This window comes from Prochlorococcus marinus str. GP2 (assembly GCF_000759885.1).
Lineage (GTDB): Bacteria > Cyanobacteriota > Cyanobacteriia > PCC-6307 > Cyanobiaceae > Prochlorococcus_A > Prochlorococcus_A marinus_J.
Map to the genome: position 1 here is coordinate 279,449 of NZ_JNAH01000003.1, position 25,106 is coordinate 304,554.

The 25,106-nt window shown below is 36.7% G+C and carries 23 protein-coding genes, 4 tRNA genes and 3 rRNA genes; 12 read left to right on the top strand and 18 right to left on the bottom strand.

Annotation, left to right across the window (positions count from 1 at the left end; genetic code table 11):
- Nucleotides 1-25: 25 nt before the first annotated feature.
- A complete protein-coding gene (locus EU91_RS06140; protein ID WP_032524058.1) occupies nt 26-661 on the bottom strand; it encodes a TVP38/TMEM64 family protein in 636 nt (211 codons plus the stop codon).
- A gap of 148 nt (nt 662-809) precedes the next feature.
- Between EU91_RS06140 and EU91_RS06135 the strand changes: the two genes are divergently transcribed.
- On the top strand, nt 810-1,229 hold the full coding sequence (locus EU91_RS06135) for a hypothetical protein (RefSeq protein ID WP_032524059.1): 420 nt from the start codon (nt 810-812) through the stop codon (nt 1,227-1,229).
- A gap of 89 nt (nt 1,230-1,318) precedes the next feature.
- Here EU91_RS06135 and EU91_RS06130 read toward each other — a convergent pair.
- The 7 genes from EU91_RS06130 to psbB form a co-directional block, all read right to left on the bottom strand.
- A tRNA-Phe gene (locus tag EU91_RS06130) sits at nt 1,319-1,391 on the bottom strand.
- 84 nt (nt 1,392-1,475) lie between these two features.
- Complete coding sequence (locus EU91_RS06125) at nt 1,476-2,708, bottom strand: FGGY-family carbohydrate kinase (RefSeq protein WP_032524060.1); 1,233 nt, start codon at nt 2,706-2,708, stop codon at nt 1,476-1,478.
- A 12-nt stretch (nt 2,709-2,720) separates the two neighbouring features.
- Nucleotides 2,721-3,962: a methionine adenosyltransferase gene (gene metK / locus EU91_RS06120; RefSeq protein WP_032524061.1), complete on the bottom strand. Its 1,242-nt coding sequence runs from the start codon at nt 3,960-3,962 to the stop codon at nt 2,721-2,723.
- A gap of 149 nt (nt 3,963-4,111) precedes the next feature.
- The gene (locus tag EU91_RS06115; protein WP_032524062.1) at nt 4,112-5,194 is read right to left on the bottom strand and encodes a 30S ribosomal protein S1; all 1,083 of its coding nucleotides are present in this window, start codon (nt 5,192-5,194) and stop codon (nt 4,112-4,114) included.
- Nucleotides 5,195-5,302: 108 nt separating this feature from the next.
- Entirely contained in the window at nt 5,303-5,782 is a 480-nt protein-coding gene (nrdR, locus tag EU91_RS06110) for a transcriptional regulator NrdR (RefSeq protein WP_032524063.1), read from the bottom strand.
- 99 nt (nt 5,783-5,881) lie between these two features.
- Nucleotides 5,882-5,980, bottom strand: coding sequence for a photosystem II reaction center protein T (locus tag EU91_RS0108450; RefSeq protein WP_011131951.1), 99 nt, complete (start codon nt 5,978-5,980; stop codon nt 5,882-5,884).
- A 23-nt stretch (nt 5,981-6,003) separates the two neighbouring features.
- Nucleotides 6,004-7,527 (bottom strand): photosystem II chlorophyll-binding protein CP47, encoded by a 1,524-nt coding sequence (psbB, locus tag EU91_RS06105; protein ID WP_032524064.1) that lies wholly within the window; start codon nt 7,525-7,527, stop codon nt 6,004-6,006.
- 222 nt (nt 7,528-7,749) lie between these two features.
- Here psbB and EU91_RS06100 point away from each other — a divergent pair, with 222 nt between their 5' ends.
- The 4 genes from EU91_RS06100 (at nt 7,750) to EU91_RS06085 (ending at nt 9,848) form a co-directional block, all read left to right on the top strand.
- Nucleotides 7,750-8,112: a 2Fe-2S iron-sulfur cluster-binding protein gene (locus EU91_RS06100; RefSeq protein ID WP_032524065.1), complete on the top strand. Its 363-nt coding sequence runs from the start codon at nt 7,750-7,752 to the stop codon at nt 8,110-8,112.
- A 102-nt stretch (nt 8,113-8,214) separates the two neighbouring features.
- Nucleotides 8,215-8,367 carry a photosystem II reaction center protein PsbM gene (psbM, locus tag EU91_RS06095; protein ID WP_011817804.1) on the top strand — a complete coding sequence of 51 codons (153 nt, stop codon included), beginning with the start codon at nt 8,215-8,217 and terminating at the stop codon, nt 8,365-8,367.
- A gap of 10 nt (nt 8,368-8,377) precedes the next feature.
- A complete protein-coding gene (prmC, locus tag EU91_RS06090; RefSeq protein ID WP_032524066.1) occupies nt 8,378-9,247 on the top strand; it encodes a peptide chain release factor N(5)-glutamine methyltransferase in 870 nt (289 codons plus the stop codon).
- A gap of 19 nt (nt 9,248-9,266) precedes the next feature.
- A complete protein-coding gene (locus tag EU91_RS06085) occupies nt 9,267-9,848 on the top strand; it encodes an L-threonylcarbamoyladenylate synthase (protein WP_032524067.1) in 582 nt (193 codons plus the stop codon).
- A gap of 178 nt (nt 9,849-10,026) precedes the next feature.
- On the opposite strand, the gene EU91_RS06080 is transcribed toward EU91_RS06085, so the two are convergent.
- The 6 genes from EU91_RS06080 to ctpZ form a co-directional block, all read right to left on the bottom strand.
- Nucleotides 10,027-10,098 (bottom strand) — tRNA-Thr (locus EU91_RS06080).
- Nucleotides 10,099-10,161: 63 nt separating this feature from the next.
- Nucleotides 10,162-10,488 carry a cell division topological specificity factor MinE gene (gene minE, locus EU91_RS06075; RefSeq protein WP_032524068.1) on the bottom strand — a complete coding sequence of 109 codons (327 nt, stop codon included), beginning with the start codon at nt 10,486-10,488 and terminating at the stop codon, nt 10,162-10,164.
- Between the two features lie 3 nt (nt 10,489-10,491).
- Nucleotides 10,492-11,307, bottom strand: a complete 816-nt coding sequence (gene minD / locus EU91_RS06070) for a septum site-determining protein MinD (RefSeq protein ID WP_032524069.1) — start codon at nt 11,305-11,307, stop codon at nt 10,492-10,494.
- Between the two features lie 111 nt (nt 11,308-11,418).
- Complete coding sequence (locus EU91_RS06065) at nt 11,419-12,081, bottom strand: septum site-determining protein MinC (protein WP_032524070.1); 663 nt, start codon at nt 12,079-12,081, stop codon at nt 11,419-11,421.
- A 10-nt stretch (nt 12,082-12,091) separates the two neighbouring features.
- Nucleotides 12,092-13,348 carry an HD domain-containing protein gene (locus EU91_RS06060; RefSeq protein ID WP_032524071.1) on the bottom strand — a complete coding sequence of 419 codons (1,257 nt, stop codon included), beginning with the start codon at nt 13,346-13,348 and terminating at the stop codon, nt 12,092-12,094.
- A gap of 31 nt (nt 13,349-13,379) precedes the next feature.
- Complete coding sequence (gene ctpZ, locus EU91_RS0108455; protein WP_032524072.1) at nt 13,380-14,669, bottom strand: carboxyl-terminal processing protease CtpZ; 1,290 nt, start codon at nt 14,667-14,669, stop codon at nt 13,380-13,382.
- Between the two features lie 71 nt (nt 14,670-14,740).
- Here ctpZ and petB point away from each other — a divergent pair, with 71 nt between their 5' ends.
- Complete coding sequence (petB, locus tag EU91_RS06055; protein ID WP_011817812.1) at nt 14,741-15,397, top strand: cytochrome b6; 657 nt, start codon at nt 14,741-14,743, stop codon at nt 15,395-15,397.
- 32 nt (nt 15,398-15,429) lie between these two features.
- Complete coding sequence (petD, locus tag EU91_RS06050) at nt 15,430-15,912, top strand: cytochrome b6-f complex subunit IV (RefSeq protein ID WP_002808353.1); 483 nt, start codon at nt 15,430-15,432, stop codon at nt 15,910-15,912.
- A gap of 2 nt (nt 15,913-15,914) precedes the next feature.
- On the opposite strand, the gene EU91_RS06045 is transcribed toward petD, so the two are convergent.
- Complete coding sequence (locus tag EU91_RS06045; RefSeq protein WP_032524073.1) at nt 15,915-17,354, bottom strand: glycoside hydrolase 100 family protein; 1,440 nt, start codon at nt 17,352-17,354, stop codon at nt 15,915-15,917.
- A gap of 615 nt (nt 17,355-17,969) precedes the next feature.
- Here EU91_RS06045 and EU91_RS06040 point away from each other — a divergent pair.
- The 5 genes from EU91_RS06040 to rrf all read left to right on the top strand — a co-directional run bounded on the left by EU91_RS06040 (nt 17,970) and on the right by rrf (nt 23,053).
- A 16S ribosomal RNA gene (locus tag EU91_RS06040) occupies nt 17,970-19,454 on the top strand.
- A gap of 125 nt (nt 19,455-19,579) precedes the next feature.
- Nucleotides 19,580-19,653, top strand: a tRNA-Ile gene (locus tag EU91_RS06035).
- Nucleotides 19,654-19,665: 12 nt separating this feature from the next.
- Nucleotides 19,666-19,738 (top strand) — tRNA-Ala (locus EU91_RS06030).
- 259 nt (nt 19,739-19,997) lie between these two features.
- Nucleotides 19,998-22,873: ribosomal RNA gene (locus EU91_RS06025) — 23S ribosomal RNA — on the top strand.
- Between the two features lie 63 nt (nt 22,874-22,936).
- A 5S ribosomal RNA gene (rrf, locus tag EU91_RS06020) occupies nt 22,937-23,053 on the top strand.
- The 16S, 23S and 5S rRNA genes sit together here with 2 tRNA genes alongside, the layout of an rRNA operon.
- 43 nt (nt 23,054-23,096) lie before the next feature.
- On the opposite strand, the gene EU91_RS06015 is transcribed toward rrf, so the two are convergent.
- The 3 genes from EU91_RS06015 to EU91_RS06005 all read right to left on the bottom strand — a co-directional run bounded on the left by EU91_RS06015 (nt 23,097) and on the right by EU91_RS06005 (nt 25,034).
- Entirely contained in the window at nt 23,097-23,978 is an 882-nt protein-coding gene (locus EU91_RS06015; protein ID WP_032524075.1) for a DNA-formamidopyrimidine glycosylase, read from the bottom strand.
- Between the two features lie 4 nt (nt 23,979-23,982).
- Entirely contained in the window at nt 23,983-24,192 is a 210-nt protein-coding gene (locus tag EU91_RS06010) for a photosystem I reaction center subunit IV (protein ID WP_011817817.1), read from the bottom strand.
- A gap of 80 nt (nt 24,193-24,272) precedes the next feature.
- Nucleotides 24,273-25,034: a LysM peptidoglycan-binding domain-containing protein gene (locus EU91_RS06005; RefSeq protein ID WP_032524076.1), complete on the bottom strand. Its 762-nt coding sequence runs from the start codon at nt 25,032-25,034 to the stop codon at nt 24,273-24,275.
- Nucleotides 25,035-25,106: the final 72 nt, after the last annotated feature.

Here is a 25,106-nt window from a genome sequence, read left to right on the forward strand (position 1 = left end):
GATTACAGAATTATCAACTGTTTTGTTATTTAGGCATTTTATTTTTTGCCAATCCTGAAATAGTTGCTAAAGCAAACATTCCCAACAGAGCAATCCCTAGAAATAATCCTGCTCCCTGGCTAACTCCAGCTCCTACTGCTACTAGTATAGAGTCACTGATTAGAAGACTTATTAATAATGCAGGAGTAAATATTTTCCAGCGAGTTCCTCCAATGCCAATTGCGTAGCTTAGAAAATCAAAAAGGCCAGTCATTAGTAGACCTGTCATAAGAAAGAAATTTTCTTCTAGCTGGTTTTGATTAAAACTTTCAATCTTTTGCATTGCTTTTGGGCCTACTAATTTACGTACAGGAACCCGACCATAATTTCTCGCAATAAAGAAAGCAGCTTGGCAAAAAACGATATCAGAAAAGATTATTGTCATGTAACCTTTTTGAAAACCTAGTAATGAACCAGCTAGCAGAGAATAAGCAGAACTTGGAAGGGCAGGTAAAATAATACTTACTCCTCTAAGGATAAATATTCCAAAAGGAGCCCAAATCCCCATACTTTCTATTTTGTTCCTTAAAGGTTCAATCCCATAATTTTGGATCAAATAAATCAATATTACAAATATTGCAATGAAAAAAACTACTGAGAGAAATTTCTGTATTTTATTCATTATTTTTCTAATAAATTTATTGGAAGTAAATTCTTAATTTAATAATTGATTCTATCTATAATAGAAATACTAATCAATAAAAATTTTTACAAATTTTTAATCTTATATTTCCTACCAAATAAAAAATATTTGTATTCCATAAGTTGTCATGATTCATTCTAAGAATAAAGTTAATTCAATATTTTTTAGAAATTTCATTAATTTAGTCCTTTCGATTATCGTTTTCTTTTGCATTTCAATAAAAAAATCAGAAGCTTTGCCTCATGAATGGGTTGGAGTCCCTAAAAGTGAATACGGAGAGCAGTTATGGGATAGGCAAAGTATCAAAAGGAATGAGGATGGTTCTGTAAGAGTATTGAGTAAATTTATTCCCAAAACAAAAAGTGAAATTACTAAGGATATTCTCTACACAATGGATATAAATTGTTTTGAAAAATCATTTAGAGATGTTGATGTCTCAATAGATGAAGCAAATAGTAATTTCAATGATTTAGCTAATTGGCAGGATCCAAATGGAGATAAACTGATTTTGGGTGTTATTGGTCAAGTCTGTAGAGTCGAAAACTAAAAATTTTAAGTTGTAAAAAAATGCGAAAAAATAACGAGTTTTCCATGATTTGAAATTATAAAACCCTGCCTAGGACAGGGTCTTAAAGGTGCCAGGACCCAGATTTGAACTGGGGACACGGCGATTTTCAGTCGCCTGCTCTACCAACTGAGCTATCCCGGCTCTAACCTATATACTTTAAATTACGATGTGTAGTTTGTGAAACCTTTTCATTAATAATTTATATCTTCATTAAATATCTAAAAATTATTTGTTTGAATTAATGGCTAATAATGCAGCACCAAATGAAGTGGTTTTATTACATGAAACTATTGGTATATTTATAATTTTTTCTCTTATTTTTCTCCACTGAGGGTTTTTTGAACCTCCACCAATAGTAATAATTTTTTTGGGAAGTGAGCCTGTTAGTTCAGAGAGCTTTTCCCATCCTTTTAACTCAATTTTAGCTAGACCCTCGAATAATGCATGTAAATAAAGTGAGTCGCTTACTGGTCTAGGACCAAGAATCGGCTCTAAATTAGAATCATTAATAGGAAATCTTTCACCTCTACTATTAAGAGGTAAAAGATTCAAAGAAGTGTTTTTCGATGTATTTATTTGTCTACTTAGTTCCTTAATTTCTAAATCAGAAAAAAATTTAGATAAAATGCCGCATCCTGCATTTGATGCTCCTCCGCAGATCCAATTGCCATTGACTCTATGGGTTGTAATTCCTTCTTCTTTTACAGGCTTATCAATAATTTGTTTAATCACAATGGTTGTTCCTAAAACTGTGACGCCATCCTCTTTACCTAAACCCGCAGCTATTAAACTTGCATTAGAGTCAGTAGTGCCTGAGATTAATATTAAATTCTTATTCAAGTTAAATCTCTTGGCTAAATTAGAATTTACTTGGCCAATAATTTTTCCACTTTTTATTATTTGAGGCAAGCATTTTTGCAATGAAGTATTGAAATAGCTTTTTGGCCATGATTCTTTTATAAGATCCCAACCAAGCTTGATATTATTACCTTCTTCTCCATGAGTCCAATCTTTTAAAAACCAACCAGTGATCCAGTCTGATTGATGTCTTAAAAGAATATTTGTCCCATATTTATCTATTAGGCTTAATGCTTTTGCAAGACTACTGTATGGAGTTCGTAAATGATTTTCTCCAGAGGTTAACGATTCAAGCAGGATCTTTTGTTCATTACATGCTTGGTCATAAGGAATTGCTTCTCCTATCGGTTCTCCGTTAAAATTAAATGCTGTCAAAGTTCCTGAGGTACCAGATATAGCCAATTTATTGAGATTACTTTTCAGCTTAATAGGTAAATTATCTAAAAGTTTTTCACAGGAAATTATCCAAGAATTTGGATTCTTAAAGCTGTATGGATAAGGAACTGAATTTGAATATATTAATTCTTTATGAGAGTTGATTATAGATATTCTTGCACCACTTGTTCCAAAGTCTAAACCTCCACAAAAATTATTAGGCATAGATTAAATGTTTTATAAAAATATTTTGGATGCCTCAACTAATTGGGCTGCTTTTTCTTCAACATTTTCCCAAGGGAGCTCAAGATCTCTTCTACCAAAATGTCCGTAAGATGCAGTCTTTCTAAAAAACTTACCGCCCATTTTTTTGGGTAGATTTTTTAAGTCAAATTCTTTTATTATTGCTGCAGGTCTTAAATCAAAGTGTTTTTGAATAAGGTTAGTCAAATTAGCTTGCGAAATAACACCAGTGCCAAAAGTTTCAACGAGTATGGAAATTGGTTTTGCAACGCCAATCGCATAACTAAGCTGCACTTCAGCTTTTTTTGCTAATTTTGCCTTAACTATACTTTTAGCTACATAGCGTGCTGCATAAGCAGCTGATCTGTCCACTTTTGTAGGATCTTTGCCTGAAAATGCACCACCTCCGTGTCTTGCATATCCACCATAAGTATCTACAATAATTTTTCTACCAGTAAGACCGGCATCTCCCTGAGGGCCCCCAACAACAAATTTTCCCGTGGGGTTTACTAGAAATCTTGTTTTGTGAATATTTGGTTTGATTGCTAGATCTTTAGTAGCAGGAACTACAACATTCTTCCATAAATCTTCTTTTATTCTTTGACGAATTTCTTCTTCATTTTTAATTCCATCAATCTCGGGATTATGTTGAGTTGAAATTAAAATTGTGTTAATTGAAACTGGTACTCCATTTTCGTAATCAATACTTACTTGAGTTTTACCATCGGGGAGGAGATAACTCAGAACCTTTTCATGTCTAACTTTGGCAAGTTGAATGGCTAATCTATGAGCCAAGCTGATAGGTAAGGGCATCAATTCAGGAGTTTCATCGCATGAATAGCCAAACATGATGCCTTGGTCGCCAGCTCCAGTATTGTTGTCTAAATCATCGTTTATATCATCGGCTTCGTTTACTCCTTGTGAAATATCTGGTGATTGCTCGTCAAGTGCTACTAAAACAGCACAACTATTTGCGTCAAAACCACCTGCTTTATGGCCTACATATCCAATTTCTTTAATTATATTTCTTACAAGTTTTATATAATCGACTTTTGCTTTTGAAGTTATTTCTCCAGTAAGTAAGCAAAGACCAGTATTTACAACAGTTTCACATGCAACTCTGCTTTCTGGATCTTCTGTTAGTAAAGCATCTAAAACAGCGTCACTTATTTGATCACATATTTTGTCAGGATGACCTTCAGTTACGGATTCAGAAGTGAAGATGAAATCACTCATTTAAATGGAATTTTGAATTATAAGAATTATCCTAAATTAGACTATAGTTACTAATCAATTGATTGTAAATTTACAAAAAATTGTTTAAGAATTAATAGACTTATTGGTTGCCATAAAGTCTGTTTATCAAAAAAGTAAATTTAGACTGTTTAAGAGGAAGCTAAAGGAATTTCTTCATTGTCGTCAGTTTGCTCAAATAACATTTGCTTGTATTTCGCAGCCATTTCTTCAGCTTTACTAAAAACTTTTTGAGGATCAGTGAGCATATCGCCTGGTTCAGGTTCAAGTGCTTTAGTGGAAAGTGAAATTCGTCCTCTTTCCGAATCAAGGTCAATTATCATTACTTTCATTTGGTCATTTACATTTAAAATATTATGGGGCGTCTCAATATGTTCGTGACTGATCTCGGATATATGTAATAAACCACTAACTCCACCAATATCAATAAAGGCGCCATAAGGCTTAATACCTTTTACAGAACCAACAACAACCTCACCTACCTCAAGTCTATTCATTTTTTTCTCAACCAAAGCTCTTCTATGACTTAGTACTAATCTATTTCTCTCTTCATCAACTTCAAGAAATTTTAAAGGTAAATATTCACCTTCTAAGTCATCTTTAATTTTTCGAGCGCTTATATGAGAGCCTGGAATAAACCCTCTCAAGCCTTCTACCCTCACAAGAGCTCCGCCTCTGTTTGTCGCAAAAACTTCAGAGTATATAGTGGCATCTTCTTTTTGGAGTTGTCTAACTCTTTCCCATGCTCTTTGATATTCAATTCTTCTAATGGAGAGGGCTAACTGGCCATCTTCATTTTCTTCACTCATTATGAAAAATTCTCTACTTTCTGAAGGTTGTAAAACATCATTAAGTCCTTCAACTCGATTTATTGAAACCTCCTGAACAGGCATAAAAGCAGCTGTTTTTGCCCCTATATCTATCATTGCCCCTTTGGGCTCTAAAGCAAAAACAGTACCTTTAACTAGATCGCCAGGCTTAAAGTTATAGTCATACTTACCCAAAAGCGATGCAAATTCTTCTTGTGTGAATCCTGCGTTGTCAAAATCCGTATTTGTTCTGCTTGAGGAAGAATCTGCTGAAGGGATATCGCTCTTCTCGAATGATAAATCTTCCTCATTTTGGGATGCTGAATCATTATCTAACTCAGAAGAATTTTTTATTTCTTGATCCTCAGAAAGTTCTTTAATGGTTGGGGAAGAATTTTCGTTCATTTGTTGTATCGCAGACTACCTAAGGTAGTTAGAAAGGAATGCTATTGACCTGCAAACCAATAGCAAAAAGATTGGTGTTATGTATTCTACACTTTAAGATGCTGAATTTTAAAAAATTGAAGCTAATTGGTTTTTTGAACTTCCTTTTAGAGATTCAAGAGTAGAAATAAAATCTTTTACCCCATTGAATTTTCTATAAACTGAAGCATATCTTATATAAGCGACTTCGTTTTCTTTTCTAAGATTTTTAAGTATTAATTCCCCGATTTGTGAAGATTTTATATCTTTATTAGAATCTTGAACAATTTGTGATTCAATTCCATCTACGAAATTAATAATTGCTTCACTACTGAAGTTAGTCTTTTCGCAAGCTCTTGATATACCAGTAAATAATTTTTGTTTATCAAATAATTCTCTGCTACCATCTTTTTTAATAACTGAAACTGGCATAGATTCGACTCTCTCATAAGTTGTAAATCTAAAGCTGCAATTTAAGCACTCTCTTCTTCTTCGAACACTTTTACCACTATCAGCAGATCTTGATTCCAAAACTCTGCTATCTGTATTTTGACAGGTTGGACACTGCATGTGGTGAAATAAAGTGAACTTTAACTCTAATAGTAGATTAATATGTAAATAATGGAAAGTAAAAAAAAACCTCTTAAATTAAAGAGGTTTTTGAAAAGTTCATTTTCTATCAAATTTAGGGGGATCTCTAAAGGCGACAGCAAAGAATAATGTAACAACTGCGAGAGTTAAAATAAGAACGTAAGCAAAGGCTTCCATAAGATTAAGTAATAAAGTTTAATTTAAACCCTTCCTGGGATTCTTCTTGTGGTTTCGTCACCAAGTTTCTTAAATAGACCAAATTCAACTTGGTCACCAATCTCAGCGTCAATACCAGCAAAGGAATTTCTGTAAAGAGTTCTTGAAGCATGCCACCAGTGGCCAAACAAGAATAACAGACCGAAGCATAGATGAGCATACGTAAACCATGCTCTTGGAGAACTTCGGAATACTCCGTCAGATTTATAAGTTTCTCTGTCAAACTTAAATGCTTCTCCAAGCTGCGCTTTTCTAGCTAATCTTTTAACTACAGCAGGGTCTGTAAATGTTTGTCCATTTAAATCTCCTCCATAGATAGTTGCAGTTATGCCTGTTTGTTCAAATGAATACTTAGCTTCGGCTCTTCTAAAGGGTATGTCTGCCCTAACGTTGCCATCTTTATCTTCAAGTATGACTGGGAAGTTTTCAAAGAAATTAGGTATTCTTCTAACTTCTAATTCATTACCTTCTTTGTCCTGAAAAGCAATGTGACCTTGCCACCCAGTTGGTAATCCATCGCCATTAACGAGAGCTCCAACTCTAAATAATCCACCTTTAGCAGGACTGTTTCCAACGTAGTCGTAGAAAGCTAATTTCTCTGGAATAGAAGCATATGCTTCTTCTTTTGTAGCACCATTATCAATGGCAGCTTGAACCCTTCTATTGATTTCAGTTTTGAAATAACCTGAATCCCACTGATATCTAGTTGGACCAAATAACTCAATTGGAGTTGTGGCTGAACCGTACCACATTGTTCCTGATACAACAAAAGATACAAAAAGCACAGCAGCTAAAGCACTAGCTAAAACTCCTTCAAGACTACCAAGTTTTAATGCTCTATAAAGTCTTTCTCCCGGCCTATTAGTAATGTGAAAGATTCCTCCAATTATTCCCAAAAGTCCGGCTGCTATATGATTTGCAACTATCCCACCCGGATTAAAAGGATTAAATCCATCCACTCCCCATGAAGGAGCAACTGCTTCTACATGGCCATTTAAACCATAGGGGTCAGAAACCCAAATACCCACGTTCGCGCAATGAAATGCTCCAAAGCCAAAGCATGTAATTCCAGCTAGAAGAAGATGAATTCCAAAAATTCTTGGAAGATCGAGAGCGGGTTCTCCTGTTCTTGAATCTTCCCATAACTCTAAGTCCCAGTATGTCCAGTGCCAGATTGAGGCCAACATTAATAGTCCACTAAATACTATGTGTGCTGCAGCAACTCCCTCAAAACTCCAGAATCCAGGATCAACACCCGTAGCACCCGTAATATCCCATCCATTCCAACTACTTGTGATTCCTAATCTAGCCATAAAAGGCATAACGTACATTCCCTGTCTCCACATTGGATTGAGAACAGCATCAGAAGGATCAAAAATGGCTAATTCATAAAGAGCCATAGAACCGGCCCAGCCGGCTAATAATGCAGTATGCATAAGATGCACAGCAAGTAGTCGACCTGGGTCGTTAATAACTACTGTGTGAACTCGATACCAAGGCAATCCCATCGGTTAATTTCTAGTAACTATGCTGAATAAACAGCTAAACAACATGATAGTAAGGGTTTTTTAGTCTTTGAGGGATTTTTGTAAATAAATTAACTTTATTGCTAAAACTGGGTAAATCAATTGCTATGAGCTTGTTTATAAGGAAATTATGGCTGAAAATTGTTAATATTTTGGTCACAATTCTCAAAGTAAAACGCCAAAATAAGAAAAATAACAAAAAAAATGGCAACTATCAGATTCATCCGTGAGGATATTGAGGTTCAATGCAATCCTGGTGAAAATTTAAGGGAACTTGTACTTAAAGAGAATTTACAGCTTTATGGATTAAAAGGTATTTTAGGAAATTGTGGAGGGGCTGGACAATGTAGTACTTGTTTTATTTCCGTTGAAGGAGGAAATAAAAATTCTCTTAGCCCACTTACATCAGTTGAAGAAGAAAAACTTCAAAATAGACCAGAGAATTGGCGACTTGCCTGTCAAACTTTGATAAAATCGTCTGCAGTAATTTTAACAAAACCTCAATCTCCTCCTTCAAATTTGGAAGAACTCAAAAAAATTAGCGAAAATAAAAAATTACCTCGCTAAATTGTTTAAGACTGTTAATCTGTTAATAAAATTTGTTGATTTTTCCACTTAATTTAAAGTTATATGTCTATAGTCTTAGTACTTAACAGAATTGCCAACTAAATGGAAACAACTAATTTTGGATTCGTAGCTAGTCTTTTATTTGTAGGGGTGCCAACAATTTTCCTTATTGGCTTATTTATTTCTACTCAAGATGGCGAAAAATCAAGCTTCTATTCTGACTCCAGTAAAGGTAGGCTTGGCCCAAAACGCTAAAGTTTAATAAATGCTTTGCATTCCTATAAAAGAATTTTTATTTTGGAAAAAAAAGCAACTTTCTAAAGGTGGAGACCAACAATCCTTTATTTTATTACTTGATTGTTTGGGGGGATTATCTGCTTGCGATCAAAATATTTTAAATATTAATCCTGAGGGAAATTTATATTTAAAAAAAAACTTAGACTTTTTAGAATCTGTTTGGGAAGATCATTTATTAAAATCTAATCCTATTCAACATCTATGTGGAGTAGCTTTTTGGAGAAACTTAAAATTAAAAGTCACAAATAAAGTACTAATCCCTAGGCCAGAGACTGAGCTGATAATTGATATTGTTTTAAAAATATTTGGAGAAAATTCACAAAAATTACTTTTTGCAGAATTAGGAACGGGATCAGGTGCTATAAGCATTGCGTTGTCGTTAGCGTATCCATTATGGGATGGAATAGCGACTGACATAGATAAAGATGTATTAGAAATAGCTACTGAAAATTATAATAATTCTTTTAGTCAATCAAATTTAAAATTTAGTTGCGGACATTGGTGGAACCCTCTCGAAAGCTTTAAGGGAAAATTAGATCTCGCTATTTCAAACCCACCATATATCCCTGAGGATACTTATGAAAGATTACCCAAAGAGGTTAAAAATTTTGAACCAAAAATTGCTTTACTTGGAGGCGACGATGGTTTAAAACACATTAGGGAAATAATTCAAAAAGCACCATTTTATCTAAAAGATAAGGGATGGTTGATTTTAGAAAATCACTATGATCAAGGTGAAAAAGTAAAACAACTACTTTTAAAAAATAAATTTACATCAATTGAAATCGTGAATGATCTTTCTGGTATTGGTAGGTTTACGATTGGGAGATATAAATAAATTATTGATAAAAATATAAATGAATTTAGTAGATCAAGAATCAGCTTTGAACACTCTTAAAAGTGGTTTACCAATTATTTTCCCAACAGATACCTTGCCTGCAATTGGATGCCTGCCAAATTTTTCAAACATTATTTATAAATTTAAAAAAAGAGATCAAAATAAACCCTTAATTCTTATGGGATCAGAACAAAAACAATTAATAGATTATGTTCACGAATCAGCTAAAGAAGATTACAAAAATATAGCTTCGAATTATTGGCCTGGAGCTCTGACAATGGTTATTCCCTCTTCAAAAAAACACACCTTAATTCTTACAAGCAAAGATCTTACTCTTGGGTTAAGGATCCCAAATTCAAATATAGCTCAATCTCTAATGAAAGAAACCGGTCCATTATTAACTTCAAGTGCTAATATTTCAGGTTTTACAGGATCAATGACAGCTGAAGGAATTGCTTTAGACTTCCCTTCGGTAAAAATTTTAGGACCTTTCCCATGGGGAAAAAGTAGTGGGAAAGCTAGTACTATTATATCTTGGCAGAGAAGTGGCGATTGGAGAATAATAAGAGAAGGAGAAGTATTAGTTAGGGAATTGAATTAGTGTTTGTATTATTACTTTTTGTTTTATTAATTCAATTTTTTTCCTATTGGATATTTGAACCCCTCGCATCTTTTTTAGAGCATGTTCTTGAAATAAGATTATTTCCGATAATCGCTTTAATAGGTTTGATTTCGTTATTTTCGAGAAAAACTATTGGTAGGAATTAAATAGCCCAAAATGCCGGCTAACAGATTTGAACTGATGGCCTTCGCTTTACAAAAGCGCTGCTCTACCGCTGAGCTAAGCCGGCTATCATCCCATCTTACAATTAGGAAGGGTCAATTATTAGTATTTTTGGCTTTTTTAAAATTTATTACTTTTTGATATCTTTATCCGCTTTATCATTTTTCTTGAATTTTATTTCTCCAGAAATAGTTCTTTTGATTGGTAGATTAGCTACTAATGCAGTCATTCTATCCTCAGTTTCCAAGCTTACTGCTACCTCTTCAAAATCAATCTCAACATATTTAGCAACAACGTCAAGAATTTCTTTTCTCATCTTATCCAAAAGATCAGTTGTTAGTGAACTCATATCAACTCTGTCATGTGCTAGCACAAGTTGTAATCTTTCTCTTGCTGTGTTTGCACTAGCCGTTTCCCTGCCTAGTAACTTATTTATAAGATCTCTTAGAGTCATCATTTTTTAAAAAACCTTTGTTTGCATTAATCTCATGAATTTATCTTTTAGGCTTTTACCTTCATTTTTTGGGTCGATAATTGGTACATCTTTTCCTGTAAGTCTTTGAGAAACATTCAAATAGCATTTTTTCGCGGGAGATCTTGTATCTGTAAGTGTTAGCGGTTCTCCCCTGTTTGTGCTTATTATTACCTGCTCATCTTCTAAAACAATACCCAATAAAGGCAAAGAAAGGATCCCTTGAACATCTTCGATAGATAGCATTTCTTGGCTAGCCATCATATTTGGCCGAACTCTATTAATTACAAGCTGTATGGGCTTAATATCTGAAGTATTAAGAATTCCTATCACTCTATCGGCGTCACGCACTGCAGATAATTCCGGGTTGGTAACTACGATAGCTTCTTTACAAGCTGCAAGAGCATTTTTGAAACCGTCTTCTACTCCTGCAGGACAATCTACTAAAACAAAATCGAATTTTTTACTTAGTAGCTCACTAATTTTTTTCATATCTTCGGGCTTCATCCAATCCAACATCCTAGGGTCTCCGGCAGGTAAGAGAGCAAGATTGGGTTCCTTTTTGTGTCTGACCAATGCTTGGTCAAGGCGACAATTATTGTCTAAAACATCCTGAGCCGTGTAAATTATGCGATTTTCTAATCCTAAGAGAAGATCTAAATTTCTTAAACCAAAATCAGCATCTAATACAGCAGTGGTCGCTCCGCTGTTAGCAAGTGCAATGCCTAGATTTGCAGTAAGTGTAGTTTTACCAACTCCACCTTTACCTGAGCAAATTAAGATTGTGCGAGTATTTTCCGCCAAGAATTTAATAATTTTTTAAATAATAAGACCACTTTTTAAAAGTTAAATCTTTTAAAGATTAAGTAATTCTTAAATTTCTCAATTTTAGTTAAAATATTTCAAATCTATTGATTAATTTTTAGTTTCTATTATGTAAGGATTAATAGAGATTGTTTGCTCATCTATGAAGGCAATTTCAGGATAATGATTTTTAGGCTTCTCCTCTGGACCAATAGCGATTACATCAGCAATTCTTAACTGTACAGGTTTTAAATAAAGTGATGCTATAGAGGCATTTTTATCTCCGCCCTTCCCTGCAAAAGCAATCCCTAGAAGTTTGCCCCAAACGTAAATGTTTTTTTGAGCGGAAACTATGGCTCCGGGATTAACGTCTCCAATTATGCAGAGATTTCCATTTGAAGATATTCTCTCTCCTGATCTTACTGTCCCTTCATGAAGAGTATCTTCTTTCTCTTTTGAATTAAATAAATGCAACTTATTTTTAATCTCTTGTGCATTAACAAAATTTGAATCTATTTTTAGAGACTTTCCAGCTAATATCGTATTCCTATTATTAGAATAAATAGTTAAAGAACAAGCGTTAATTTTGTGAATAATATTTTTGAATTCTGATAATTGATGAGAACTTATTGAGTCGTTTATTACGAAAAATTTTGCTTCGACAGGTCCTTTAATCGAAGAAAATTTTTTAAGGTATTCGTTAATATTGTCTAAGTCTCTTAAAGATATAATTTCTGAATATTTACATTTAGGATAATTTAAAACGAGTTCCATTGATATAAATTTAGATATGATTCTTTAATGTTGAAATTTGATTTTCGATTTCATTTTTGATTACACCTGGGTAAATAATAAAGGTACTTTCCTCAGGTTTTATTAAAGTTTTTATTAATGCAGAACTATTTTCTAATGAGTTTTGAAAGGTGCCATCCCATATTTTTAATGCATTATTAGTTTCAAAACCATTAAAAGATCTTTCCTTAATTCCACAAAAAATTTCTGAATCGTAATTATTGGATTTGCATAATTTTCTTGCAAATGCAAGGATTTCTAGTCTTTCTATCATACTTAAAAAACTTATATCTGATGCTTTTAATAAATCCCTATCGATAAACATTTTGCATAGTGTAGAAAGGGGCTCAAAAGATTCATCTTTCCATCTTATTAAATGGTAATAAAAGGTTATATCATCACATCTAATGAATTCATCAAAATCTACGTTTCCTGGGGAAAATATCCATTTATGGAGGGATTTATCTAACCAAATTTTTTTTGAATAATTATGTTTTATCGTATATATTATTTTTTCCAGAATCCATGTTGATATTTCATTAATTCTGTGGTTATAAATAGTTCTATACATTAAGTTTCTTAGTACTAGGAAATGCTCAATGGCGATAACTCCTTTTGGCTTGATTGCAATATTCCCATCAGGTGAAAAAGTAAGAGCTGAAATAATTCTTTCTAAATCCACTAAACCATATTTGGTCCCAGTGTTGTAACTATCACGTAAAAGATAATCGAGACGATCGCAATCAATTTCACTGCTAATTAATGTTTTTAAAGGTTTTGAAAATATTTGTTTTGATTCAAATAATTCCCCAATTTGTCTGGGTAATTTATTGTCATATTTTTTGAGTATTGAATTTATTGGAGAATAATTTTGAACTAATTTTCGAGACCATTCTTCGTGATTATGATCGAATAAAACTTCACTGGTATGGCTTAAAGGTCCATGACCTAAATCATGCAATAAAGCAGCTCCATATAGTACAAATTTATTTTCGCAAAATGAAGATTTAGACTCAATTAATTTCTTAAATATCTTTCTTGCGATACAAAATACGCCAATTGAATGAGTAAATCTACTCGATTCTGCACCATGAAAAAGTAATGATGCCGCCCCTAGTTGCTTTATTCTTCTTAATCTTTGAAAAGCAACTGTATCAATTAATTCCATAATCATTAATTCTTCTGGCTTTCCTGAATCAAATACTATTTCTTTATGAATTGGGTCATGAAAAATTCGTTGAATAGTCATAATGATTAAATTATCTTTTTATTTTGCCGTTTCAGCTTTTTATTCCCTCATCACTCGCTTCACTAGCTTGATTTAAAAAATCTTCTTTTTCAAGAACCGACTCCAGAAATAATTCTGCATTCCTTACCCATTTATCATCAGCATTTCCGTATTCACTCGCTTCAGGTAAATCTAGTAATTTGTCAGGCGTCATTCCTTGACCTTGAATATTATTACCGTTAGGAGTTATGTAACTAGCAACAGTAATGGCTATTCCACTGTCTTCGCCCAAACTTTTTAGGGATTGAATTAAACCTTTACCATAAGTTTGTTTTCCCATAAGAATTGATCTACCGTTATCTTGTAAAGAACCTGCAAGTATTTCACTAGCACTAGCCGTCCCTTTATTTACCAAAGTGACCATTGGGCCATCAAAAGATATCTCTTTTTGTGAAATTATTGCATCTTTGATTCCATTCCTATCTTTTGTTTCTACTACTGGTCTCTCACTTAATAAAGAGTCTGCAACTGCTATCCCTGAGCTTACTAGTCCGCCTGAATTATTTCTAAGATCCAGAATCAATCCTTCAACATCTTTCTCTTTTAACTCTTGAAGAGCTTCTTCAACTTTTTTTGGTACGCTTTCACTAAATTGAGTTATTCTCAAATATCCTATTGTATGAGAATCTTCTCTTAATCTTTTTGTCCTTACTGGTCTAAGGTCTACTGATCTTCTCTCTAAATCTACTTCTCTAATTTCTCCAGATTCCGAAGAAATTTCAACTAAAACTTTGGTTCCTGATTCACCTCTTAATTTTGAGGCAGTACTTGCAAGGCCAAGTTCTTGAGATGAAATTCCATCTACTTTCTCTATAATATCCCCGCTAACTATTCCAGCTTCTTCTGCTGGGGAGCCCCCAAGAGTAGATATAACTTTAACTTTATTTCTATCCTCATCGTCACCTAATTGAAGCCCAACACCATTAATCTCACTACCAAAATTGCTTGATTTCAGAAGTTCATAATCTTTTGGGCGTAAAACTCTCGTGAAAGGATCGTCTAGAGGTCTTAACATGTCTTCAATTGCAGAATAAGCCTCTTCAGTTGTTTCAATTTGTTTCTGTAATGTTTTTTGTCTAATTCTCTTCCATTGGATTTCATCAAACTTTTCTGGGTCATAAAACCCCTCATTCACCAAGGTCCAAGCGTCAAGTACTAATTGCTTGCTATCACTAAGAGCATAGGCTCTATCAATGAATAAAAAATTGGTAGAAAAAATACTGATCATTAATACAGCGATCAATATTTTGAATGTTAAAAGTTTGTTAAAAGATGAATTCATTGGGTTAAGTGTTAACACCAAGTATAAGAATTTTAAGTAAGCTCTTTATATCAAAGCTAATTTTTTTTTGGATGGCGAATTCTTCATCTGTTTATGACTGGTTTCAAGAAAGACTTGAAATCCAAGACATAACTGACGACGTAACTTCCAAGTACGTACCCCCTCACGTTAATATTTTTTATTGTTTAGGAGGCATAACTTTAGTATGCTTCCTAATCCAATTTGCAACAGGTTTTGCAATGACTTTTTACTATAAGCCAACAGTAACGCAAGCTTATAGTTCAGTAAGTTATCTCATGACTGATGTTAGTTTTGGATGGCTAATAAGATCTGTGCATAGATGGAGTGCATCAATGATGGTTTTGATGTTAATTCTTCATGTCTTTAGGGTTTACTTAACCGGTGGTTTTAAAAGGCCAAGAGAATTAACTTGGGTAACAGGTGTTGTAATGGCTGTTATTACAGTTGCTTTTGGTGTTACAGGATATTCCTTGCCTTGGGATCAAGTGGGTTATTGGGCAGTCAAAATTGTTTCTGGTGTTCCTGCAGCTATTCCAGTAATTGGTGATTTTATGGTTGAGTTACTCAGAGGTGGAGAAAGTGTTGGACAATCAACCCTTACCAGATTCTATAGTCTTCATACTTTTGTCTTACCATGGTCATTAGCTGTATTCATGTTGATGCACTTTTTAATGATTCGTAAACAGGGCATTTCAGGACCTTTATAAACTTCTATACTTAAACCATTAACAAAAATTAAATGTCTACGTTAAAAAAACCTGATCTATCTGATCCAAAATTAAGAGCAAAATTAGCAAAAGGTATGGGTCATAATTACTATGGTGAACCAGCATGGCCAAATGATTTATTATATATTTTCCCTGTTGTTATTTTAGGAACTATTGCATGTGTAGTTGGTCTAGCGGTTCTTGATCCTGCAATGTTAGGTGATAAAGCAAACCCATTCGCAACGCCATTAGAAATACTTCCTGAATGGTACCTTTATCCAGTTTTTCAAATACTTAGAGTAGTTCCTAATAAACTTTTGGGTATTGCCCTTCAAACTCTAATACCCCTAGGTTTAATGATTCTACCCTTCATAGAAAACGTTAATAAATTTTCTAATCCTTTTAGAAGACCTATAGCAATGTCTGTTTTCTTGTTTGGAACTTTTCTAACAATATATCTCGGTATTGGTGCATGTTTACCAATTGATAAATCATTAACTCTTGGCTTATTTTAAGTTTAAATTTTAAACATATCTAGGTCATTATTTTCTACCCTTAAAAAGTGATTCATTAATAAAAAACCAACTATTGTCCAGGTTTGGTAAGTTCTTGATTGTTGACCAACCCAAGTACCTGTCGGTCCATCAAAATATTCTGCCCACTCTTGCTTAGGTAGCTGATTAAGTTGACACCAATACGATTCCTCTATTAAAGATCTCATTTCTTCCATAAGAATTACATCATCAGAAGTGTAATTTTTTTGATGTAAAAGAACAGCCGCACCAAAAAACCAAAGTAAACTTGGCCAATGCCCCCCATTGTGGTAACTCCAAGGCCAATTCTTTGGGTCTGATCCGGTTTTATTTTGCCATTCTTCGACATCCATGTGAGGATGACATATTCTCATAGGCATTTGAGCCATTAAATGCTGTCTGTTGTGTAAAACTAATCTAAATAAGGCTCTTTGTTCTGCAGGTGGCAGTACCCCAAATATACAGGCCAGAGAATTTCCTAAACTGTAAAATCGAAAGTCAGGTCTACCTGTTCTTATATTTCCTATCAAATAACCACCTCTATTTTCTAGCCAATCTTGAAGCCATGAGGGAACTACTTGTGGTTGAACATTAAATTCATTAAAGTGTTGATCATCTCCATATTGCTCTGTTGGCCTTCTCCTTAAAATCTGCATTGTTTGGCTGGTAACCCAATAGTGTTTTAGGAGGAAACTTCCTAAATCCCTAACCCATTGATTTGTAAGAATAAGTCTTTGATCTAAAAGTCTGCTCACATGATCTGCTCGACTTAATTCCATCAAGTTTATACAACTTTTTAAACATCCATGAAGTAAAACCTCAACTTCTAAAGGTGCTCCCCATACATCCATAGGTCTATCTATCATAAATGCGCAATCTGGAACGAAAAGTACAGGAGTGCCCTCAAAGGTTGGATGCAGAACTAGATCTAGTAAAAGTTGAATACCTCTTTGTACGCTTTGACTTTTTCCAAAAGCATAATCACCACTTTTGTTGACATAGTACCAACATAAAATGGGCCACCATAAACTCGCATCAGCTGAAGTAATTCTGCCAATCGATCTTTGACCGTAGTCTCCGATAAGCTTTCCATTTTCTTCAACAAAACTAGTAGGAAACACTCCACGCGTTTGATAATTAGTGCTTTGTAGCTCAAGACACACAGTAAGGAACTTTTTTACGATTTCGTATCGTTTTTGAGTAATGAGATAAATCATTACTGGGACGTTGTCTCTTAAAAATATTTCTACGTAATTTAACTTTTTATCTTTTGTGGGGTGTTCTAGTGCAGCAACACTGCCGACTAACTCGCCTGAGATTTCGACTAAAGTCTTCTCGAAGTGTTTTTTTGCATTTGTTACAATTTTTTCTTCATCAGAACTTGGTCTCACTCTTAAATTTTTCTGACTAAATCTTTCTGCCATTACATTTATAACCTTCTATTTAAGCCTAGTTGTTTAAAGAGACTTTGAACAAATAAAAAATTAATAAAAATTTTTTGTATAAAAGGTTGCACAATTACAGTTGGATGGTTTAGTATTTTCTTCTGGGCAAAAATATATTTTTTTTTGCATGATTCAAGCATTAATCTTAAATCTGATTTTTGGTAAATGAATGAATTTTTTGGACATTTGATTTCGGTCAATATCTCCAGCCAGAAGAAGGGTTTACCCTTCTAATTGAGTTATCCACTTTTTGTTTAACTCGGCACCTAGAAAATTTAAAAACTTAGGAACTGATGCTTTTATTGCGTCTAGACTTTATCAAATTTATATTGGTAATTTTTAGATGTATTTGCAATAAAGGTGTGAGGTCCCGTCAAGAATATATAAATTGTTTTCAATTGCTAACTTTTAGTTCTTTTGGAAACCAACGGATCTGAGATCTTGGAAAGTCACTTTAGAAATTTTTTTTAATGTGCACTCAAAGTAATCCTTAATTATTTAAGGAGGCTGAACCTAAATAACTTAAGTCAATCTTATATTTATTTGGAGAATGCAATTCATATTGAGTAGATTTATCTACAAAAGGATTTGAACACAACGGAGAGTTTGATCCTGGCTCAGGATGAACGCTGGCGGCGTGCTTAACACATGCAAGTCGAACGAACCTTCGGGTTAGTGGCGGACGGGTGAGTAACGCGTGAGAATCTGCCCTCAGGAGGGGGATAACGGTTGGAAACGACCGCTAATACCCCATATGCCTATTGGTGAAATGAATTTCGCCTGAGGATGAGCTCGCGTCTGATTAGCTAGTTGGTGAGGTAATGGCTCACCAAGGCTTCGATCAGTAGCTGGTCTGAGAGGATGATCAGCCACACTGGGACTGAGACACGGCCCAGACTCCTACGGGAGGCAGCAGTGGGGAATTTTCCGCAATGGGCGAAAGCCTGACGGAGCAACGCCGCGTGAGGGACGAAGGCCTCTGGGCTGTAAACCTCTTTTCTCAAGGAAGAAGATATGACGGTACTTGAGGAATAAGCCACGGCTAATTCCGTGCCAGCAGCCGCGGTAATACGGGAGTGGCAAGCGTTATCCGGAATTATTGGGCGTAAAGCGTCCGCAGGCGGCTTTTCAAGTCTGCTGTTAAAGCGTGGAGCTTAACTCCATCATGGCAGTGGAAACTGAAAGGCTTGAGTATGGTAGGGGCAGAGGGAATTCCCGGTGTAGCGGTGAAATGCGTAGATATCGGGAAGAACACCAGTGGCGAAGGCGCTCTGCTGGGCCATTACTGACGCTCATGGACGAAAGCCAGGGGAGCGAAAGGGATTAGATACCCCTGTAGTCCTGGCCGTAAACGATGAACACTAGGTGTCGGGGGAATCGACCCCTTCGGTGTCGTAGCTAACGCGTTAAGTGTTCCGCCTGGGGAGTACGCACGCAAGTGTGAAACTCAAAGGAATTGACGGGGGCCCGCACAAGCGGTGGAGTATGTGGTTTAATTCGATGCAACGCGAAGAACCTTACCAGGGTTTGACATCCTGCGAACCTCTTAGAAATTTGAGGGTGCCTTCGGGAATGCAGTGACAGGTGGTGCATGGCTGTCGTCAGCTCGTGTCGTGAGATGTTGGGTTAAGTCCCGCAACGAGCGCAACCCACGTTTTTAGTTGCCAGCATTTAGTTGGGCACTCTAGAAAGACCGCCGGTGATAAACCGGAGGAAGGTGTGGATGACGTCAAGTCATCATGCCCCTTACACCCTGGGCTACACACGTACTACAATGCTACGGACAAAGGGCAGCAAACTCGCGAGGGCTAGCAAATCCCATAAACCGTGGCTCAGTTCAGATCGTAGGCTGCAACTCGCCTACGTGAAGTAGGAATCGCTAGTAATCGCAGGTCAGCATACTGCGGTGAATACGTTCCCGGGCCTTGTACACACCGCCCGTCACACCATGGAAGTTGGCCATGCCCGAAGTCGTTACTCCAACCCTTGTGGAGGAGGACGCCGAAGGTGGGGCTAATGACTGGGGTGAAGTCGTAACAAGGTAGCCGTACCGGAAGGTGCGGCTGGATCACCTCCTAACAGGGAGACAACAAAATGTTAAATATTAATTTTGTCACCTTAGGTCGATCGGTATCTCACATTCTTAATTTATTTAAGGATTTTATTTCCTAAGTTTTTTCTAGGTCACACCCATTATTTTTCCTGGGCCATTAGCTCAGGTGGTTAGAGCGCACCCCTGATAAGGGTGAGGTCCCTGGTTCAAGTCCAGGATGGCCCATATCTCTATGTTGGGGGTATAGCTCAGTTGGTAGAGCGCCTGCTTTGCAAGCAGGATGTCAGCGGTTCGAGTCCGCTTACCTCCACTGATTACCACCTCTTCCATAAATTTATTGAAGGGAAATTTTTAGGTGTGATCAAATTCTGAACGAATCTAGCTTCCTAATCAAACTTATTAAGATGCTGGACTCATTGAATTATTTTCATTGTTTTCAGAGAACCTTGACAACTGCATAGATTATTTTTAAAGACAATAAGCATCTTTAATGATGCAGATTTATTATTTGTGCGAATGCATTAAATAACAATTCTATTAAGCTGATGCTTCAATTTTTTGAAGTTATTGGTCAAGCTACAAAGGGCTCACGGAGGATACCTAGGCACACAGAGGCGATGAAGGACGTGGTTACCTGCGATAAGTCTCGGGGAGTTGGAAGCACACTTTGATCCGGGAATTTCCGAATGGGGCAACCCCATGTACGGCCAGCTGAATATATAGGTTGGTGCGAGCTAACCCAGCGAACTGAAACATCTTAGTAGCTGGAGGAAGAGAAAGTAAATAACGACTCCCTCAGTAGCGGCGAGCGAACGGGGAATAGCCCAAACCGATAGTCTTGACTATCGGGGTTGTGGGACAGCAATATGGATCAACAAGTCTAGAAGAAACGTTTGAATGGCGTGCCACAGAGGGTGAAAGCCCCGTAATCGAAAGATAAGTTGACCTAGCTGTATCCCGAGTAGCACGGAGCACGTGGAATTCCGTGTGAATCTGCGAGGACCACCTCGTAAGGCTAAGTACTACTGTGTGACCGATAGAGAAACAGTACCGCGAGGGAAAGGTGAAAAGAACCCCGGGAGGGGAGTGAAATAGAACATGAAACCGTGAGCTTACAAGCAATGGGAGCCCGACTAATCGGGTGACCGTGTGCCTGTTGAAGAATGAGCCGGCGACTTATAGGCACTGGCGGGTTAAACCGGAAATGGTGGAGCCACAGCGAAAGCGAGTCTTAATAGGGCGTTTGTCAGTGTTTATAGACCCGAACCCTGGTGATCTAACCATGGCCAGGATGAAGCTTGGGTGATACCAAGTGGAGGTCCGAACCGACTGAAGTTGAAAATTCAGCGGATGAGCTGTGGTTAGGGGTGAAATGCCAATCGAACCAGGAGCTAGCTGGTTCTCCCCGAAATACGTTGAGGCGTAGCGTCTAGTGCTCCAGCAGGGGGGTAAAGCAACCATTTCGGTGCGGGCTGCGAAAGCGGTACCAAATCGATATGAACTCTGAATACCCTGTGTGTAACTAGGCAGTCAGACTGTGGGGGATAAGCTCCATAGTCAAGAGGGAAACAGCCCAGACCGCCAGCTAAGGTCCCAAAATTAACGCTAAGTGATAAAGGAGGTGGGATTGCCCAGACAACCAGGAGGTTTGCCTAGAAGCAGCCATCCTCAAAGGAGTGCGTAATAGCTCACTGGTCGAGCGATCCTGCGCCGAAAATGAACGGGGCTAAGCGTTATACCGAAGCTGCGGATAAATTTATTTATGGTAGGGGAGCGTTCTATGTAGGGTGAAGCGTTAGCGTAAGCGGACGTGGACAGCATAGAAGTGAGAATGTCGGCTTGAGTAGCGAAAACATGGGTGAGAATCCCATGCCCCGAAACCCTAAGGGTTCCTCCGGCAGGCTCGTCCGCGGAGGGTTAGTCTGGACCTAAGGCGAGGCCGAAAGGCGTAGTCGATGGATAACAGGTCAATATTCCTGTACCAGATGTGTTTTGAGAAGGGGGACGGAGAAGGCTAACCAGGCCAGATGTTGGTTACTGGTTCAAGCGTTCGAGGCTTTGAGAGATGGAGAAAACATCTTGAGCTAAGGCGTGAGTACGAGCTGCTACGGCAGCGAAGTTGGTGATGTCATACTTCCAAGAAAAGCCCTATACTCGTTAAGGCACATATGCCAGTACCCGAAACCGACACAGGTGGGGTGGTAGAGAATACCGAGGGGCGCGAGATAACTCTCTCTAAGGAACTCGGCAAAATGGCCCCGTAACTTCGGGAGAAGGGGTGCCAGCGAGAGCTGGTCGCAGTGAAGAGGCGCAAGCGACTGTTTACCAAAAACACAGGTCTCCGCTAAGTCGCAAGACGATGTATGGGGGCTGACACCTGCCCAGTGCCGGAAGGTTAAGGAAGCTGGTTAGCTTTTAGTGAAGCTGGCGACTGAAGCCCCGGTGAACGGCGGCCGTAACTATAACGGTCCTAAGGTAGCGAAATTCCTTGTCGGGTAAGTTCCGACCCGCACGAAAGGTGTAACGATTTGCGCGCTGTCTCGGAGAGAGGCTCGGCGAAATAGAATTGTCTGTGAAGATGCGGACTACATACACCCGGACAGAAAGACCCTATGAAGCTTTACTGTAGTTTGATATTGTGCTCGGGCTCTGAATGCGCAGAATAGGTGGGAGACGTTGAAATAGTACTTGTGGGTATTATTGAGTCATCGGTGAGATACCACTCTTTTAGAGCTAGGGTTCTAACGCTTACCCGTTATCCGGGAAGCGGACAGTATCTGATGGGCAGTTTGACTGGGGCGGTCGCCTCCTAAAAGGTAACGGAGGCGCACAAAGGTTCCCTCAGGCTGGTTGGAAATCAGTCGTTGAGTGCAAAAGCAGAAGGGAGCTTGACTGTGAGACCTACAAGTCGAACAGGGACGAAAGTCGGTTTTAGTGATCCGACGGTTCTGCGTGGAAGGGCCGTCGCTCAACGGATAAAAGTTACTCTAGGGATAACAGGCTGATCTCCCCCAAGAGTTCACATCGACGGGGAGGTTTGGCACCTCGATGTCGGCTCATCGCAACCTGGGGCTGAAGTCGGTCCCAAGGGTTGGGCTGTTCGCCCATTAAAGCGGTACGCGAGCTGGGTTCAGAACGTCGTGAGACAGTTCGGTCCATATCCGGTGTATGCGCAGGAATATTGAGAGGATTTCTCCCTAGTACGAGAGGACCGGGAGGAACGCACCTCTGGTGTGCCAGTTATCGTGCCAACGGTAAACGCTGGGTAGCCATGTGCGGAGTGGATAACCGCTGAAAGCATCTAAGTGGGAAGCCCACCTCAAGATGAGTATTGCCATGGCTTAAGCCAGTAAGGTCACGGGAAGAACACCCGTTGATAGGCTCTACGTGGAAGCTTGGTAACAAGTGCAGCGGAGGAGTACTAATAGACCGAGGGCTTGACCAAATAAACTTAATTTATTGTTTTAATTTATATAATTTTCTATGCAGTTCTCAAGGTTCACACTATCCTGGTGTTCATGGCGATGTGGAACCACTCCGATCCATCTCGAACTCGGTTGTGAAACGCATCAGCGGCGAAAATATTTAGGGGGTAGCCCCTTGAGAAAATAGCTCAATGCCAGGTAAAAATATTTAAAAGGGCTTACTTTTCTTGAGTAAGCCCTTTTTTATTTTTGGCATTTAGGACACCAATGTGTACTTCTTCCAGTAATTTTTTGCCTTTCAATTAAACTTCCACATTTATGACATTCTTTACCAGTTCTCCTATAGACATTAGTCTGTATGCCAAAATTCCCATTCTCTCCGTCCAGGTCTCTAAAGTCACTAAATGTTGTACCTCCAGAACCTATACTTTTTTTTAATACAGTTACGATTGATTTTTTGAGCTTTATTAACTCATTCTTCTTTATTGTTTGAGCTTCCCTAAAAGGTGAAATGCCAGCCGAGTATAAACTTTCATCAGCATAAATATTACCTATGCCCGCCACTATTGTTTGATCTAATAAAATAGCTTTGATAGATTTTGTTCTTTTTGAAATAACTTTCTTAAGGTAATTTGTATCAAAGTCTTTAGAAAATGGTTCTGGTCCTAATGATCCTAATCCTTTGATTATTTTATTGGGTGATAACCCTTGCTTAATCCACCACATTTGGCCAAAACTTCTAACGTCAATGTATCTAAGCTCATTATTATTTTTATCTAAAAATCTTATTCTTGTATGTTTACAGGGGGGAGTAGAGTTAGTAATAAATTTGAAATATCCAGTCATTCTTAAGTGAACCACAAGAAATCCATTTTGTTTCAATGTTATTTTTTCATTAATTTGAGTATTCTCATTCTCAATTTTTTTTAGTTCAGCAATTAAATATTTTCCTCTCCGATTCCATTTGTATAAAAGTGAGTTCTGAAGTCCCTTAATAAATTCTTTTTTATTAGAAGGGAATGCAACTGTTGAATCCCTGCAGACTACTATTTTTTTAACGATAAATTCATTAAGTTTTTGCTCTAAACCTCTTCTAACAGTTTCTACTTCAGGTAACTCAGGCAATTATTTAAGCTTTTTCTAATTCACTTTCAGCAAAATTATTTGTATTTGCTCCACCATCAGTTCCGCTTATTCCGGCGTAATTTACTTTATCAAATCTAACTACACAGTTATATTTAATACCTGAGGTATCAACTGAAGCGACTTTACCAATTTCATTGTACCAATATGATTCTGGTCTTTTTACTCTTACGAGATCTCCTCTTGAAATAGCCATTACTATTAATTTAACTTTTTGTAGAATAACCCATCATTAATATTCTTAGACAAATTATTCACACATATTAATTAAAAATTTTAACAAAAATCGTTTATTAAATCCTTTTCGAATTCTTCTTGAGCCGGCTGTGCTCCTATCCATTTTCTGCCTGGGATTCTTACATCTAATTCATTTTTTTCGCAATTTATTGAAAGAATCAGTTTTTTATTATCTTTATTTAATACGTTTAGAACTTTTTTACCTTTATTATTTTTATATGATTTACTTTGAATAATTATAGGACCATAAATTTTTTTATCTAACTCAAGTAAGTCATTATTTTTTTTATTTTCAGTTGTTTCATAATTTCCTGAATTAATTGTGTTCTTTTTTCTTATTATGAGCTTCTGACCAACTTTTATTGAATCAGGATTAATGAGATTATTAATCTCGATAATATCGATTACTTTTAAATTATATTTGTTTGATATCTCAGTAAGATTTTCGCCAGTTTGAACAATATGATAATTATTTACTAAATCTGATTGTTTTGTAAGATTTTCAGTAGATTCCGAAATAATAATATTTTGGCCAACAAAGATATAATTTTCATCTTTTAAGTTATTCAATTTAATAATTAAATCTTTATTTATTGAATAGAATTTTGAAATACTCGATATTGTATCTCCACTTTTTACAATATGAATTTTTTTTAGTTCAGTTTTTTCATCAGTAATGGATTCTTTTCTAGCAATATTCTCAATTTTATTTTTTGGTGAAAATATCTTCTCTTCTGATTTTATTAATGAATGATTAAAAAAATTAATAAATATGGCAATTATTAAAAATGCAAATTTCATAAAACTCACTATTTATTTAAAGATAATCTTTAAATTTAAAATCGCTAGGTTTTTGAAAATAATTTAAGTAAT

What these genes read in the sequence shown, in the direction of transcription:
- EU91_RS06140 (WP_032524058.1), bottom strand. Translation starts at nt 661, where the DNA reads ATGAATAAAATACAGAAATTTCTCTCAGTAGTTTTTTTCATTGCAATA.
- EU91_RS06135 (WP_032524059.1), top strand. Translation starts at nt 810, where the DNA reads ATGATTCATTCTAAGAATAAAGTTAATTCAATATTTTTTAGAAATTTC.
- EU91_RS06125 (WP_032524060.1), bottom strand. Translation starts at nt 2,708, where the DNA reads ATGCCTAATAATTTTTGTGGAGGTTTAGACTTTGGAACAAGTGGTGCA.
- metK (WP_032524061.1), bottom strand. Translation starts at nt 3,962, where the DNA reads ATGAGTGATTTCATCTTCACTTCTGAATCCGTAACTGAAGGTCATCCT.
- EU91_RS06115 (WP_032524062.1), bottom strand. Translation starts at nt 5,194, where the DNA reads ATGAACGAAAATTCTTCCCCAACCATTAAAGAACTTTCTGAGGATCAA.
- nrdR (WP_032524063.1), bottom strand. Translation starts at nt 5,782, where the DNA reads ATGCAGTGTCCAACCTGTCAAAATACAGATAGCAGAGTTTTGGAATCA.
- EU91_RS0108450 (WP_011131951.1), bottom strand. Translation starts at nt 5,980, where the DNA reads ATGGAAGCCTTTGCTTACGTTCTTATTTTAACTCTCGCAGTTGTTACA.
- psbB (WP_032524064.1), bottom strand. Translation starts at nt 7,527, where the DNA reads ATGGGATTGCCTTGGTATCGAGTTCACACAGTAGTTATTAACGACCCA.
- EU91_RS06100 (WP_032524065.1), top strand. Translation starts at nt 7,750, where the DNA reads ATGGCAACTATCAGATTCATCCGTGAGGATATTGAGGTTCAATGCAAT.
- psbM (WP_011817804.1), top strand. Translation starts at nt 8,215, where the DNA reads ATGGAAACAACTAATTTTGGATTCGTAGCTAGTCTTTTATTTGTAGGG.
- prmC (WP_032524066.1), top strand. Translation starts at nt 8,378, where the DNA reads ATGCTTTGCATTCCTATAAAAGAATTTTTATTTTGGAAAAAAAAGCAA.
- EU91_RS06085 (WP_032524067.1), top strand. Translation starts at nt 9,267, where the DNA reads ATGAATTTAGTAGATCAAGAATCAGCTTTGAACACTCTTAAAAGTGGT.
- minE (WP_032524068.1), bottom strand. Translation starts at nt 10,488, where the DNA reads ATGATGACTCTAAGAGATCTTATAAATAAGTTACTAGGCAGGGAAACG.
- EU91_RS06065 (WP_032524070.1), bottom strand. Translation starts at nt 12,081, where the DNA reads ATGGAACTCGTTTTAAATTATCCTAAATGTAAATATTCAGAAATTATA.
- EU91_RS06060 (WP_032524071.1), bottom strand. Translation starts at nt 13,348, where the DNA reads ATGACTATTCAACGAATTTTTCATGACCCAATTCATAAAGAAATAGTA.
- ctpZ (WP_032524072.1), bottom strand. Translation starts at nt 14,669, where the DNA reads ATGAATTCATCTTTTAACAAACTTTTAACATTCAAAATATTGATCGCT.
- petB (WP_011817812.1), top strand. Translation starts at nt 14,741, where the DNA reads ATGGCGAATTCTTCATCTGTTTATGACTGGTTTCAAGAAAGACTTGAA.
- petD (WP_002808353.1), top strand. Translation starts at nt 15,430, where the DNA reads ATGTCTACGTTAAAAAAACCTGATCTATCTGATCCAAAATTAAGAGCA.
- EU91_RS06045 (WP_032524073.1), bottom strand. Translation starts at nt 17,354, where the DNA reads ATGGCAGAAAGATTTAGTCAGAAAAATTTAAGAGTGAGACCAAGTTCT.
- EU91_RS06010 (WP_011817817.1), bottom strand. Translation starts at nt 24,192, where the DNA reads ATGGCTATTTCAAGAGGAGATCTCGTAAGAGTAAAAAGACCAGAATCA.
- EU91_RS06005 (WP_032524076.1), bottom strand. Translation starts at nt 25,034, where the DNA reads ATGAAATTTGCATTTTTAATAATTGCCATATTTATTAATTTTTTTAAT.